Below are 14,430 nucleotides of genomic sequence, written 5' to 3' on the forward strand. Positions count from 1 at the left end.
ACGCTCAGCCGCGTCGGATCAGGTATACCTGCGCATCGATTTCTTCTTCCATGCTGATCAATTCATGCCCTGATTCCGCGCAGAAATGCGGCACGTCCACCACCGCAGCAGGATCGGTGGCAAGCATCCGCAGCACCTGCCCTTGGGCCATGCCCTGTAGGCGTTTGCGCGCTTTCAATACGGGCAGCGGGCAAAGCAATCCGCTGGCGTCGAGTTCGTGATCCCATTCCATGTGCACAGACATATGGCCGTCGGATGGCGCTGTCCATCACTGCCATAAAGAGATGAGAATCTTCTCGGGACGAGGATTCCTACCCCACGGGCAAGCTACCAGTCCCGTCGGTTAACAACGACGGACCGAACAGGGGCTCAGAGGTGCATGAGAAAAACCGGAAAAGTCTGGTAAGCCGACAACGATATTCGACCTGGAGCAAATCACGACGTTACCCACCCCATGAATAGGAAGAGGGTTGAGCTGTTCGGATGACTCCTGCGTGCAGGATGCCCGCTGTGATCGCAACCCGCCCCGGGCTTGACCCGGGGCCTCGCGGTCGGCCAGCCCAAAGGCCCCGGGTCAAGCCCGGGGCGGGTTTGGTCCATCATCGACCGTTTCCTCATCTGGATCCGCCGCCGGCAGCCAAACAGTGAATTCGGCACCGCCAGCGGACCGGTTGCGCACACTGATGCGCCCGCCCGCGCGTTGCACCAGCGTTTGAGAGATGGACAAGCCCAAGCCCGTGCCCAGCCCGCGCTTTGTCGTGAAAAATGGATCGAACACCGAAGACAGGATATCTTCGGGCATCCCTGGCCCGGTGTCGCGGACGATCAGGTAAGCTCCGGCGGTGCCATCGCGATTTTGTTGTCCAAGCTCCAGCTCCAGCCGTCCGTGTCGGCTCATCGCCTGTACCGCGTTGACGATCAGATTGATGATGACCTGCTGCATTTCACCCGCGTCGACGCAGACCAGCGGGGCGGGATGAAACGTCGTGTGGACCGCGATTTCATCCTTTGAAATCGCGTGTTTGACCAGCACCAGACAGTCATTCACCACGGGTTTCAGATCATTCACCTCGGCCTGGTCGCCGCCTTCGCCGGGACCGGCGAAATGCAGCAACTTGCCGACGATCACCGCAATCCGGGTGACCTGGTCATCTATCAGGTTCAGCTCTGTTTGCACCTTCGCGCTGCCGTCGCCCAAAGTCTCGCGGATCACATCTACGTTGCCCTGAATGACGGCGACGGGATTGTTGATCTCATGCGCGACGCCGGCGGTGATCACGCCGATCGAGGCCAGCTTCTCGCTGACCACAAGCTGACGGTAGGTGTCCTCCAGCCTGTCATTCGCGTCGCGCAGCTGCGCGGTGCGTTCATCGACGCGTTGGTTCAGTTCATCCGCCCAGGCCCGCAACCGACGGTCGCGATCCTGTACCTGATCCAGCAGATCGTCGAGATGTCCGGCGACCGCGCCGATCTCTCCCTTCGCATTTACCTGCCCGATGCGGGCCGACAGGTCGCCTTCGCCTACGCGGCTCATCGTTTGGGTCATGCGTTCCAACGGTGCGAAAATACCCTTGGCCATCCATAGAAACACCGGTGCGGAGACGGCCAGAACTGCCGCAAACGCCCCCAGCATCCACAAGATGGCCCTGCGTTTGGCTGCGGCGAAGGGGGCCTCCAGAAAGCCTACATAAAGCATGCCGACACGTTCCCCGAAACTGTCGGTCAGGGGCATGTAGCCGGAAATATACCAGTCGTTTACCACGAAGGCGCTGTCCAGCCAGGTGCGCCCCTCGCCCAGCACGGTGCCGCGCACGGCGGCAGAAACGCGGGTGCCAAGTGCCCGCACGTTTTCGAACAGACGCACATTGGTCGAGATCCGCACGTCCTCCAGAAACAGCGTCGCGGTCCCTTGCCTATCGCCGCCGGTCACGGCGTTGAGGTAGACCAAGTCGTTGATCGAATCTATGAAATCCAGGTTGCGGTTCAGAAGGATGCCGCCCACCAGCACGCCTTCCTGGCCGGTCAGCCGCACCGGGCTTGCCGAATGCACCACCATGCCGCGATCTTCGGCCGTGCGATCGGTGGGGACGGCGGCCTCGGTGTCCATCAGGTCGATCCGGGCGCGGCGGGTAAGATCACCGGGCAGGGCTGCCAGCGCTTCGGCGTCAAAGATGTCGATGCTTGTCTTGGCCCTGCCAACAAGCGCTTCGGCGATGACCGGCCAGCGGGTCGTCGCGTTCCGGGCGCTGTCGCGTGGCAAGTAGGACAGAAAATCCAAACCAAGCTCTGCGCGCTTTTGTGCAAGGAAGGTTTTCTGTGCAGGTGGTCCTTCCGCCAATTTGCGCGCAAATTCGACAGAGCCCGCGATTCCCAATAATTCGTCGCCCGTTTTTTCGGTAAGCTGCGCGAGGTATTGCTCGGCGATGCGCAGGTCGCTTTCGACATTCGCTATCAAAAGCTTGTCGTAATCCGCGGTCCAGCGCGTCATGCCGATCACAAGCAGAAAGGGCATCAACAGAACCAGCGGGGCAAGCGCCAGAACAAGCAGACGCAGGCGAACTGAGGTCATGTGCGGAACTCTCCTCGGGCCACCAAAGCCTACGCGTTACCGCAACCCGGTGCAAACCTGCGCTGGTGCCCTAAGATCGGAGGCGTCCGGGGCCGTTGAACCTGTCTTGTTCAATCAAAACACTTATCGCGAAGTGAAACGCGAACTGGATGACCACGCGCAGAATGCGGGAAGCGTGGCTTACGTTTGACCGTGCCTACGAATTGATCAATGGATGCACGGGCGATGGTGAAACGTCGTTTACGTCTCCCGCTCGGGTCGTCAGACGCTCTCCAGCGTGACCACAAACTGGTTAGGGATCGACATCGCCATGGATGGCGAACTGGTCCAGCCCGGCATCCTGAGCCTCGATCACCCGGAACGCCTCGCGCACGCCTGCCTCGGTCAATTCGCGGGCGACGGTCAGCAGCGTGTTGGGCGCGTGATCTTCGCACAGGTCGGTCATCTGCGCGATTTCTTCGGCAGCAACAGGCCGCGCGGCCTCGGGCGAGGGGGCGCCGTAATAGGTCACGAAATGCTGTGCCAGAAGGCCGGTCAGTGTTTCGACCTCGGATGGTTCAACCGCCGTGACCGCGACAAAGGTCACGCGCCCGCCGGTTTCCAGCCCCAGCCAGCCATTGGCGAAAGCCTGTCGCGCTTTGCCGGACAGATCGGCCTCGGTCCAGTTGGAAAACTCGAACCCGCCGGAAATGCACCATTCGCCGGTCCGCGCCGGGCTGGCAAAGACACGCTGATCGCTTTCGTCGAAATGGATGGCGCGGGCGAGTTTCATGGCGGGCTCTCCAATAGCGTCGTAAGCGGGATAAGGCGGGTGGCGGTCCCGGTGCGCAGCAACATCCCGAAATCTTCGTCAATGCCCAGAAAAGTGCCGCTCTGGCCCTCGGGTGCGGCGGGTTCGCCGATGCCGAATGCAAGCCCGCGCCACTCGGCATGCAGAGGTTGCGGGCCTTCGGTTTCCCATCGGTTGATCCAGTTCAGCGTATGGCGCGACCAGCTTTCGATCAACGCGGGCGGGGCAATATCGGCACAGCCTTCGGCGTAAAGCGCGGTCCGGTCCGGGGTTGCGCGTGCATCGTCTTCCGGCAGCAGAGGCAGAGCAAAACCCACGACCAGCCAATCCACCATGGCCGCCGGATCGACATCCGAGGCCATGACCCGAAACCGGCCACAGCCCGCGCCATTGACGCGAATGCCGCCTTCCCATCCAAGGTGCACGGCGACCTCGGGCGGGGCCAGCGCGCCAAGCGCGTTCTGCAACCCCACACCGCAGAGCGGCAGCATCGCCATGGCTTTGCCAAGCGGGACTTCGGGCGCGAAGACCAGCGCCGCCTCGACCTGAAGGGGCCCAAGCACATAGGCCACCAGACCCGCATCGCAGCCCATCGTCGCGCGCATGCAGGCGTGATCGAACGCGTTGCCCTGGGCGGGTTCGCCCCACATCAGCGGCGGAAATGTCGGCGCGTCGTGGTCTGGCGTCATGCCACGCCCTTTGCCACCAGCGCGGCGGCGATATCGTGAAAGGCACGGGCCTGTTTGCCGTCGGGCTGGCTGACGGTGATCGGCGCGCCGCCATCGGCGGCGAGCCGGATTTGCAGATCCAGCGGCACTTCGGCCAGCAGCGGAACGCCCAGCTTTGCCGCCTCTGTCGTAACGCCGCCATGGCCGAAGACGTGTTCCTCATGGCCGCAGGCGGAACAGATATGTGTGCTCATATTCTCGATCATGCCAAGGATGGGGACGTTTAGCTGGTTGAACATGTCGATCCCCTTGCGCGCATCCAGCAACGCAATATCCTGCGGCGTGGACACGATGATCGCGCCGTCGACCTTTGCCTTCTGGCTCAGCGTCATCTGCACGTCCCCGGTGCCGGGCGGCAGATCGACCAGCAACACATCCAGCGCGCCCCACTGTACCTGCATCATCATCTGTTGAAGCGCCCCCATCAGCATCGGACCGCGCCAGACCACGGCCTGATCTTCGTTGGTCATCAACCCGATCGACATCATCGTGACGCCGTGGTTCCGCATCGGCAGGATGATCTTGCCATCCGGACTGGCAGGGCGCCCGGAAATGCCCAGCATGCGCGGCTGCGACGGCCCGTAGACATCGGCATCCAGCAAACCCACGCGGCGGCCCTGCTGGGCCAGCGCGCAGGCGATATTGGCCGCCACGGTGGATTTGCCCACACCGCCCTTGCCCGAGGCGATGGCAATGATGTGGTCCACCCCCGGTATCCGCTCTGGCCCTTTGGGTTCGGCAGGGCGTTGCGGGCGCAGATCGGGCGGTGCCTTTTCGGTATGCCCGGTCATCACAACAGAGACCTGAGACACCCCGTCAAGCGCCATCAGCGCCGCCTCTGCCTGCGCTTTGATCTGCGTATAGGCATCGGCGTGGCTTGGTGCGATCTCCATCACGAAGCGAACGGTGCCTGCGTCGACATTCAACGCACGCACCACGCCGCTTGCCACGATATCGCCGCCTGCGACAGGGTCGTCGAAAGCCTTGAGGGCTGCCAGAACGGCCTCTCTGCTGGCGGTCATGGGGTCAGTCCTGATTGGTGATCTTGCCGGTGACCTCGTGGGTCACGTCCAGCTCTTCGATGGTTACAACGGCCTTGACGGCATAGGATTTTCCCGGCGCACCCTTGTCGCGCATCGCCTCTTCGATGGCCTGCTGCGAGGTCACGCCAACCTGTTTAAGAAACTTCCGCATCGACATGTTGAAATCTTCGCTCATATTCTGATCTCCTTTGCTGGTGATTGACGCACGCCACAATGCAGGCCTAACCTGCCCTCATGCCGTGGCGCATCCTGATAGTTGCTCTGGTCCTTGGTATGACGCCAATGACAGGCCGGGCGCAAGACAAGCTGGTGCAGCTTTACGCTCCGCCCGCATTGGTCGAAACTGGCCTGCTGCGTCACATCCTGCCGCGCTTTTCGCTCAAGACGCAAGTGAAGGTCGCGTTGCAGGAGGACGCCGAGGGTGCCGATATGGTGCTGGGCGACGAGGGTCGAGCGCTGTTTCATGGCGCGGGCCGGACATGGCACATGGCAGTGGGCCGCCCGGATCATTCCGGCACCAAGCGGCTGGCCGAGTGGCTGACGTCGCAGGTGGGCCAGCGCACGATCATCGGTTTTGCGCCCGAAGGTACGCCGCTCTTCGCTCCGCCGAAAGTGGCCGCGCCGCAGGTTGCCCGCGTGGAACTGGCCGGGGATCCGGCACTGGGTCAGACGGTCTCTCGCCGGGAATGCGGGCGCTGTCACGTCGTGGATGCGGCATCGCGTGGTGGTATCGGGTCCACCCCCAGCTTTGCGGTGCTGCGCAGCCTGCCCGACTGGGAGGCGCGGTTTCTGGGCTTTTACGTCCTCAACCCGCATCCGGCCTTCACGCTGATTGATGGCGTCACGCCCGATTTCCCGATCGACCGGCCTTCGCCCATTGTGCCCGTTACCCTGACACTGGACGAGGTCGAGGCGGTGCTGGCCTTCGTCGCCACAATGGCGGCGGCCGATCTTGGGGCCCCTTTGCAACATCAGTGATCGCGACGTTTGGACAGGTAATCCTCGGTGGTGCGCACACGCGGGCGTTCCTTGCCTGCAAACGGATTGTCGGTGGAATGAAACTGTGCGTTTACCCGGCAGTTGTCACACATCTGGATCATCTTGAGCTTGTCGCCCCCCGCGAACATCGCGTGATCTTGCAGCTTTTCGGTGATCCGGTCGATGGTGGATTTCACCCCGAATAACGCGCCGCATTCGATACAGGCAAAGGGTTCTTCTTCGTTGAGGACTTGCTGCGTCAGTGCGGTTTCCGTCAGGTCCAGCCGGGGCTCAAGGCGCAGCGCATCTTCGGGACAGACGGTGACGCACAACCCGCATTGCAGGCAGGCGTCCTCCTGGAACCGCAGTTGCGGCAGGTCCGGGTTGTCGGCAAGCGCCCCGGATGGGCAGAGCGATACGCAGGACAGGCAAAGCGTGCAGGCATCGGTATCCACCACAACCGCGCCATAGGGTGCGCCTTCCGGCAACGACAAGGAGTGCGCGTCGGGATGCAGCGCGCGGGCGGCCTGCCGGGTGATCTGGCGACGGGTTCCCATCGGGCGGACAGGCTGGGTCAGCGCGGCGGGCGCGTTTTCGGCATAAAGCGCATCTGACAGCGCATCCGGGTCGGTCAAATCAAGGATCTTCGTCCGGTCCTGACCGGCAATCGCCGTCGCAAGCGCGATCTGTGCTGCCAAGGCGTCCATCTCTGCCCCCGGTCCGGGCAGCAGGCTGACCGAGGCGAAACCGGCGGCAAGGCCCGCGACTGCTTCGGCATGGCCGAAAGCGCCGATCGCGGGCAATTCGAGGGGAACCACATCGGCAGGCAGGCCGCGGCCATGCCGGGCCGAAATCCGGATCATTTCGGCCCCGTACGCGTCATGCACCAGAAGGCGCGGCGCGGTGCCGCCCGCCGCCAGATAGGCCTGGGCCAAGGTTTGCACCCGGCGGAACGTCTCTGCCACCGGCGGCGCGTCATAGCTGACAGCGCCCGAGGGGCAGACCGCCGAACAGGCGCCGCAGCCCGCGCAGATCATCGGGTCGATGCTGACATGGTCGCCATCCGGTGAAATCGCACCTGTCGGGCAAATGTCGAGGCATCGCGTACAGCCGGTCTGCTCGGCCCTTGAATGCGCGCAAAGCAGCGGTTCTGTCATCACATAGAGCGGCTTTTCGAATGTGCCCACCAGATGTGAAGCCGCGAGGACCGCAGCAGCAACACCGGAGGCATGGTCGGGATCGGCGCGCAGATAGCCTTCGCGTTTTTCATGGGCTGGAAACAGGGGGGGCGCACCCGTCAGATCAAGGATCACGTCGCATTGCGACACACCGCCGTCGCGGGGCTGGCTGAGGGAGAATGCGCCGCGCCCGCCCGGTTCAATCTGTTGCAGCGCGTCGATCTCAACCTCGAACTGCCCAAGCGCGCCCTTTGCCTTGCGTAACCGACCGACAATCACGTCAAAATCACGGCTGTCGGGGATCTCTGCCGCGATGTCCAGCAGGACGGTGACGCCAAGATGCGTACAAAGCTGATCGGCTGCCTGTAGCGCGACGTCCGTTGGCCCAAGGATCAGGCAAAGCCCCTCGGAGACGACATCGACGGTTTTCTCCGGTGCCGCTGGCAAAAGCGCCTCGGCGATCAGCGCGGACATTTTGGGCAGGGTAGAGCCCTTGTCGGCGGTCCATCCGGCGCGGTCGCGCAGGTCAAGAAGTGCAGGAGGCTCGGTGCCCAGTTCCGCCGCCAGCGTCTCGAATACTCGCGCCTCCTGGGTGCAGCAGAAAATCGTATCGTCGTGGGTCAGAGCGGCGGCGGCGCGGTCTATCTGCTGTGTACAAAGCGCCGAACAGGGTGCCCGGACGTCCTGCCCTGTTGCCGCACTCAGGGCCTTGTGGTCGATGGCCTGACTGCCCAGACAATCGCATGTTATCAATGTTTTGGCCAAGTTAGTGCCTCCCTTGCGCGGTGGCGTGTTCCTCGTTTCGCCGTGCCTCGCGCGTCCAAAGCCTAGACCTCTTTGGCGGCGCGCGACAACCGCTATTCTATCCTTGCTCGTTGTGTCGTCAGGAAATCGCCGCGCCACGGGAATGTCTTGAGTCGGTTGGGCGGAGCTTCCAGAAACCAGAGGGAAATACTCGGATTGGACAAATCGTCCCTTGGTCTGCCGTGTGCGGGTCAGGCCGCCCCTTTTTGTCCAAAGCAAGCCAAAAGCGCGCATTTGCATGAAAAAAGCGTTTTGTCGGCGCGTCTTGTTGGCGCATGGTAGGCGTGGGGAGGCCAAGCGACTTGATGCACAATCCGAATAAGTATCGGACCATGCCGTTAGGAGTTGTTCTGCGCAAAGCGCCGGGCATTACGCGCTGGGTGCCCTGGTGCTGGACGGCGACGGCAGTATTGCCTGGCGCGGGGCCTGCGCGATGGCATGAGTTGCGCCGCGAAGGTGACGCCGTGGAATATCATGCCGCAACCGTGGTGCTGGAGCTTCACGGTTCTGATACCGAAGCGTATCTGCACGGGCTGACCGCAGCGATCCCCAGTGTCTATGTCGTGATGCGCGAGGGCGACGACGACATGCCGTTGGATGTGCTGCTGGTCACGGCCTCACCTTACGAGGCGCAGGATTACACGGATAGTGGCGAAGAGATCGTCGAAAAAGTTCCGATGCCGCACGGGCTGGTGGCATGGGTGCGCGACTTCATTGAAGAATTTCATCACGATGAGATTTTCGTCAAGCGCAAGCGTGACAAATTGCGGGTGGATCTGGTGCAGGACGGCGTTGGCGATCCCCGCATCGACAAGGAGGCGGATATTTACGCCTCGCCAACGCTGAAGCGGAGGCGTTTGCAATGAGTGATTTCTGGACCCGCCGAAAATCCGCCGTTCAAGCAGAGGAACGCGCCCAAGAGGCCGCACTGGCAGAGGCCGACGCGCAGGCCCGCGAGACGGAGTTGGCCGAACGCCCGGATGAGGAATTGCTGGCAGAGGCTGGGATGCCGGACCCGGATATGCTCGCGGACGGGGAACAGGTGCGGGCTTTCATGCAATCGGCTCTGCCGGACCGGCTCAAAACTCGGGCATTGCGGCGCCTTTGGCGACTTGATCCTGTGCTGGCGAATGTCGATGGCTTGGTGGATTATGGCGGTGATTTTACCGATGCGGCCAATGTCGTGGAGAATCTCCAGACGACCTATCAGGTCGGCAAGGGCATGCTGAGGGCCATTCAGGCGCGCGCAGCGGAGGCTGAGCAGGAGCGCGAGGAGGAGGGAGACGTCGCGGCGGCGGAGGTCCCGGATCAAGTCCGGGACGGGTTGGCTGTGTTGCCCGCGTCCGACGACGAAGCGCAACCCGTTGTTTCGGCCGACCCCGCCTCGGCCTCTGAGCCGGGGCCTTGCATCGACGTCGCCGGATCATACGAAACCGAGCAGGCCGCACCGACAGCGCGGCGCATGGTATTTTCTTTCAAGGAAAACGCCACATCACCGAGGAAGCAATGACCGCCACGCCCGACATCATCGCCATCAATGAAGAGGACCGCCTGCGCGCGGACCTGTACAATTTTCTTGGGCTGCTCCTGTCGCGCCCACCAGATGAGGGCCTATTGATTCAGACTGCAGGATTGTCAGGCGATGACAGTGATTTGGGTCAGGCGATCTCGACCCTTGCGAAGTTGGCAAAGCTGACGCGGACCGCAACGGTAGAAAGCGAATACAACCGCCTGTTCATCGGATTGGCGCGGGGCGAGTTGCTGCCCTATGCCAGTTACTACCTGACAGGTTTCCTGAACGAGAAGCCCCTTGCTACGCTGCGGCAGGACATGTCGGCGCGTGGGCTGGCGCGGGCCGAAAACGTGTTCGAGCCAGAGGACAATATCGCCAGCCTGATGGAGATGATGGGTGCGATGATTGTTGGCCGGTTCGGCGTGGCGGCGGATCTGGCAGCGCAAAAGAGCTTTTTCAACAAGCATATCGCGCCTTGGGCGGGGCATTTCTTTGCCGACCTGGAGGCGGCGAAGAACTCTGTCTTCTATGCGCCTGTCGGGACGGTCGGCCGCATCTTTATCGGGATCGAGGCCGAAGCCTTTCGGATGAGCAAGGGATAACCCCTTCGACATCACATGTCTGCGGCGATTGGCTGTGGGCTCAGAGTGGCGGGAAACCGTCAGAACCAGTGAGGAGGTACTCACGATGACACGGAAAACCTACGAGGCCACAAGCCGCCGCGATTTCCTGAAACTGGCCGGGACCACGGCACCGCTTGCCGCGGTGGCGATAGCGACCGGCACGGCGGAAGCAGAGGCAGCAGAGGTCGATCTGGCATCGGAAAAGATGCAGGATACCGCGCATACCCGCGCTTACTACACCAGCGCCCGGTTCTGAACCGGATGCAGGATTTGGCCTGAGGACGACTGGTTGCGTGACGCCCGACTGTTCCGGCCTTCTTGTAAACCAAGCGCGCAAGAGGCGCGTGAAGGGAGGAAACCATGCTTAGGAAAAAGACCAACGGGGTTGCGCGACGCCCCCAACGGACAAGTATCCTGTCGGATGTGGCACAAACATCCGTTGACCGGCGCGCATTTCTGCGCGGGTCCGGTCTTGCGATCGGGGGCCTTGCGGCGATTGCCGCCACAGGCGGAACGGTCACACAGGCCAGCGCTCAATCTGCCGTAAGCGGTGCAGTAGAGCTGCGCAAATCCGTCTGCACGCATTGTTCGGTCGGCTGTACCGTTCAGGCCGAGGTGTCGAACGGTGTCTGGATCGGGCAGGAGCCCGGTTGGGACAGCCCGTTCAACCTGGGCGCGCATTGCGCCAAGGGGGCCTCGGTGCGCGAACATGCGCATGGCGAGCGCCGTCTGAAATACCCGATGAAAAAAGAGGGTGGTGAGTGGAAGCGCATCAGCTGGGAACAGGCGATCAACGAGATCGGCGACGGCATGATGCAGATCCGCGAGCAATCCGGCCCGGACAGCGTTTATTGGCTGGGCAGCGCCAAGCATAGCAACGAACAGGCCTATCTGTTCCGCAAGTTTGCCAGCTACTGGGGCACGAATAACGTGGATCACCAGGCGCGGATCTGCCATTCGACCACGGTTGCGGGTGTTGCGAACACATGGGGCTACGGTGCCATGACCAACAGCTATAACGACATCCATAATTCCAAGGCGATGTTCTTGATCGGGTCCAATCCGGCAGAGGCGCATCCGGTGTCGTTGCTGCATCTGCTGAAGGCGAAGGAAGAGAACAACGCGCCGCTGATCGTGTGCGATCCGCGCTTCACCCGCACCGCGGCCCATGCCGACGAATATGTCCGTTTCCGCCCCGGCACCGATGTGGCGCTGATCTGGGGCGTCCTGTGGCACATCTTCGAAAACGGGTGGGAGGACAAGGAGTTCATCCGCACCCGTGTCTGGGGCATGGATCAGATCCGCGAAGAGGTTGCCAAGTGGAACCCCGATGAGGTCGAGCGCGTGACCGGCACCCCCGGCAGCCAGCTGGGCCGCGTCGCCCGGACATTGGCCAACAACCGTCCCGGCACGCTGATCTGGTGCATGGGGGGAACCCAGCATTCGACGGGCAACAACAACACGCGCGCTTACTGCGTGCTGCAACTTGCGCTGGGCAACATCGGAACACAGGGCGGCGGTGCCAACATTTTCCGCGGCCATGACAATGTGCAGGGGGCCACGGATCTGGGTGTTCTGTCGCATACGCTACCCGGATATTACGGGCTTGCAAAAGGTGCCTGGCAGCATTGGGCACGGGTCTGGGAGGAGGACTTTGACTGGTTGAACGGTCAGTTCCAGACCGTCAAGGGCGCAGACGGCAAGGACAAGAACCTGATGTACGAGACCGGGATACCGGTGTCGCGCTGGATCGACGGGGTGCTGGAAGATGCCGAAAACATCGACCAACCCAACAACCTGCGGGCGATGGTTCTGTGGGGGCATGCGCCGAATTCGCAAACCCGCATGGCCGAGATGAAGACCGCGATGGAAAAGCTGGACATGCTGGTCGTGGTCGACCCGTATCCTACAGTCTCGGCCGTGCTGCATGACCGGGCCGATGGCGTCTATCTGCTGCCGGCCGCAACGCAGTTCGAGACTTATGGCTCTGTCACCGCGTCCAACCGGTCGCTGCAATGGCGCGAGAAGGTGTTCGACCCGTTGTTTGAATCCAAGCCGGATCAGGAGATCATCGGCCTGTTCGCCAAGAAGTTCGGCTTTCACGACCGCATGTTCCGCAACATCGCGATCGAGGAGGATGGCGTAACGCCCAATGTCGAGGATACGCTGCGCGAGCTCAATCGTGGCATGTGGACGGTGGGCTATACCGGGCAAAGCCCCGAGCGGCTGAAACTGCATATGGCCAACCAGCACACGTTCGACCGCACCACGCTTCAGGCGATTGGCGGTCCGGCGGATGGCGATTATTACGGTCTGCCATGGCCTTGCTGGGGCACGCCCGAGATGAACCATCCCGGTACGCCGAATCTGTATGACATGTCCAAGCCTGTTGCAGAGGGTGGTTTGTGCTTCCGCGCCCGCTTCGGCGTCGAACGGGACGGTGACAATCTGTTGGCTGAAGGCGTGTTCAATCCCGGTTCGGAAATTCAGGATGGCTATCCGGAGTTCACCTATCAGATGCTTGTGGATCTGGGCTGGGATGGCGATCTGACGGATGCCGAGAAACGCTCTATCGCGGGTGTCGCAGGTGTCCAGATCGACGGTGGCGTTGGTGAAAGCGACGACGGCGACGATGGTGCAACTTCGGGACTGACCTCTGCCGATGGAACGCAAGGTGCCGCCGAAGAGGTGGGCGAACAGTCCATGTCGCCCTTCCCGTCGGATTTCAACGCCAAGGCCAAGGGCGTCAACTGGAAGACCGACCTTTCGGGTGGCATCCAGCGGGTCGCGATCAAGCATGGCTGTGCCCCTTTCGGCAATGCCAAAGCCCGCACAGTGGTGTGGACCTTCCCCGATCCCGTACCTGTCCACCGCGAGCCGCTTTATTCGCCGCGACGCGATCTGGTGGCCGATTATCCGACCTATGAGGACCGCAAGTTCTATCGCTTGCCGACCATGTATGCCTCGATCCAGAAGCAGGATTTCAGCAAGGATTATCCGATCATCCTGACCTCTGGTCGTCTGGTCGAATATGAGGGCGGGGGCGAAGAGACACGTTCCAACCCGTGGCTGGCGGAACTCCAGCAGGACATGTTTGTAGAGATCAACCCGCGCGACGCCAACAATCTGGGTGTGCGTGACGGGGCGCAGGTCTGGGTCGAAGGTGCCGAAGGGTCGAAGGTCAAGGTCATGGCGATGGTGACACGACGGGTGGGCGAGGGCGTGGCCTTCATGCCCTTCCACTTCGGTGGCCATTTCCAGGGCGAGGATCTGCGGTCCAAATATCCGGACGGCGCTGACCCCTATGTGCTGGGGGAAAGTTCCAACACCGCCCAGACCTATGGCTATGACAGCGTGACCCAGATGCAGGAGACCAAGTGTACTCTCTGCAAGATCATGCCAGCGTAAGGAGGAAAACAGAATGGCCAGAGCTAAATTCCTGTGTGATGCCGAGCGCTGCATCGAGTGCAACGCCTGCGTCACCGCGTGCAAGAACGAGCACGAAGTGCCGTGGGGCATCAACCGACGACGGGTCGTGACCATCCAGGATGGTGATCCCGGCGAAAGGTCGATCTCGGTCGCGTGCATGCATTGCTCAGACGCGCCCTGCATGGCGGTCTGTCCGGTGGATTGCTTCTACCAGACCGAAGACGGTGTCGTGCTGCATTCGAAGGATCTGTGCATCGGTTGCGGCTATTGTTTCTACGCGTGTCCGTTTGGTGCGCCGCAATACCCGCAGGCCGGCAATTTCGGATCGCGTGGCAAGATGGACAAATGCACCTTCTGTGCAGGTGGTCCCGAGGAGAACAACTCGGCCGCGGAGTTCACCAAATACGGGCGCAACCGGATCGCGGAAGGCAAGCTGCCGATCTGCGCCGAGATGTGTTCCACCAAGGCGCTGCTGGCAGGGGATGGCGATATCGTGTCGGCGATCTACCGCGAGCGTGTGGTGGCGCGCGGTTTCGGCTCTGGTGCCTGGGGATGGGGCACGGCCTACGATCAGAAGGGCGGGTGATCCTTGCGACAGGCTGGCGGGGCGGGACCCTCGCCGGAACTGGCCTGGTGTCTGTCCGACAGTGGTGGTGGTTTTGCGACTGGTGCATGATCGCTCTGGTGTCGGCACAGCGTGAAAATGACGGAAGCGAGGGGCCAGCCCCTCGCGCTCCCCGGAGTATTTTTGCCAAGAAGAAGGGGTGGGGCCATT

At 62.0% G+C, this 14,430-nt stretch carries 14 protein-coding genes; 7 read left to right on the top strand and 7 right to left on the bottom strand.

Annotated elements, in window-relative coordinates:
* Positions 1–4: 4 nt before the first annotated feature.
* The 6 genes from B8991_RS05910 to B8991_RS05935 form a co-directional block, all read right to left on the bottom strand.
* Positions 5–232, bottom strand: a complete 228-nt coding sequence (locus B8991_RS05910; protein ID WP_084351333.1) for a sulfurtransferase TusA family protein — start codon at positions 230–232, stop codon at positions 5–7.
* Between the two features lie 342 nt (positions 233–574).
* A complete protein-coding gene (locus B8991_RS05915) occupies positions 575–2,569 on the bottom strand; it encodes a sensor histidine kinase (RefSeq protein WP_084351336.1) in 1,995 nt (664 codons plus the stop codon).
* A 292-nt stretch (positions 2,570–2,861) separates the two neighbouring features.
* Complete coding sequence (locus B8991_RS05920; RefSeq protein WP_084351339.1) at positions 2,862–3,341, bottom strand: DUF6505 family protein; 480 nt, start codon at positions 3,339–3,341, stop codon at positions 2,862–2,864.
* Positions 3,338–4,048, bottom strand: coding sequence for a biotin/lipoate--protein ligase family protein (locus B8991_RS05925; protein WP_143514501.1), 711 nt, complete (start codon positions 4,046–4,048; stop codon positions 3,338–3,340). Before B8991_RS05925 ends, B8991_RS05920 begins: the two co-directional genes overlap by 4 nt.
* Positions 4,045–5,109: an Mrp/NBP35 family ATP-binding protein gene (locus B8991_RS05930; protein ID WP_084351342.1), complete on the bottom strand. Its 1,065-nt coding sequence runs from the start codon at positions 5,107–5,109 to the stop codon at positions 4,045–4,047. The genes B8991_RS05925 and B8991_RS05930 overlap by 4 nt, the downstream gene beginning before the upstream one ends.
* Before the next feature lie 4 nt (positions 5,110–5,113).
* Positions 5,114–5,305: a DUF6494 family protein gene (locus B8991_RS05935; RefSeq protein ID WP_084351345.1), complete on the bottom strand. Its 192-nt coding sequence runs from the start codon at positions 5,303–5,305 to the stop codon at positions 5,114–5,116.
* Between the two features lie 59 nt (positions 5,306–5,364).
* On the opposite strand from B8991_RS05935, the gene B8991_RS05940 reads away from it, so the two are divergent.
* Entirely contained in the window at positions 5,365–6,108 is a 744-nt protein-coding gene (locus B8991_RS05940) for a cytochrome c family protein (RefSeq protein WP_084351348.1), read from the top strand.
* Here the strand turns inward: B8991_RS05940 and B8991_RS05945 are convergent.
* Positions 6,102–8,051, bottom strand: a complete 1,950-nt coding sequence (locus B8991_RS05945) for a 4Fe-4S binding protein (protein WP_179141436.1) — start codon at positions 8,049–8,051, stop codon at positions 6,102–6,104. The two genes, B8991_RS05940 and B8991_RS05945, sit on opposite strands and share 7 nt — an antisense overlap.
* A 371-nt stretch (positions 8,052–8,422) precedes the next feature.
* On the opposite strand from B8991_RS05945, the gene B8991_RS05950 reads away from it, so the two are divergent.
* The 6 genes from B8991_RS05950 (at position 8,423) to fdh3B (ending at position 14,241) form a co-directional block, all read left to right on the top strand.
* Complete coding sequence (locus B8991_RS05950; RefSeq protein ID WP_084351351.1) at positions 8,423–8,956, top strand: DUF3305 domain-containing protein; 534 nt, start codon at positions 8,423–8,425, stop codon at positions 8,954–8,956.
* Positions 8,953–9,600: a DUF3306 domain-containing protein gene (locus B8991_RS05955; protein ID WP_084351353.1), complete on the top strand. Its 648-nt coding sequence runs from the start codon at positions 8,953–8,955 to the stop codon at positions 9,598–9,600. Before B8991_RS05950 ends, B8991_RS05955 begins: the two co-directional genes overlap by 4 nt.
* Entirely contained in the window at positions 9,597–10,205 is a 609-nt protein-coding gene (locus tag B8991_RS05960) for a TorD/DmsD family molecular chaperone (protein WP_084351356.1), read from the top strand. Before B8991_RS05955 ends, B8991_RS05960 begins: the two co-directional genes overlap by 4 nt.
* 85 nt (positions 10,206–10,290) lie before the next feature.
* A complete protein-coding gene (locus tag B8991_RS05965) occupies positions 10,291–10,482 on the top strand; it encodes a twin-arginine translocation signal domain-containing protein (RefSeq protein ID WP_084351359.1) in 192 nt (63 codons plus the stop codon).
* 104 nt (positions 10,483–10,586) lie between these two features.
* Positions 10,587–13,634, top strand: a complete 3,048-nt coding sequence (locus B8991_RS05970; protein WP_084351362.1) for a formate dehydrogenase subunit alpha — start codon at positions 10,587–10,589, stop codon at positions 13,632–13,634.
* A 13-nt stretch (positions 13,635–13,647) separates the two neighbouring features.
* Positions 13,648–14,241 carry a formate dehydrogenase FDH3 subunit beta gene (fdh3B, locus tag B8991_RS05975; protein ID WP_084351364.1) on the top strand — a complete coding sequence of 198 codons (594 nt, stop codon included), beginning with the start codon at positions 13,648–13,650 and terminating at the stop codon, positions 14,239–14,241.
* Positions 14,242–14,430 lie beyond the last annotated feature (189 nt).

The sequence above is a fragment of the Primorskyibacter flagellatus genome (assembly GCF_900176485.1).
Classification (GTDB): Bacteria; Pseudomonadota; Alphaproteobacteria; order Rhodobacterales; family Rhodobacteraceae; genus Primorskyibacter; species Primorskyibacter flagellatus.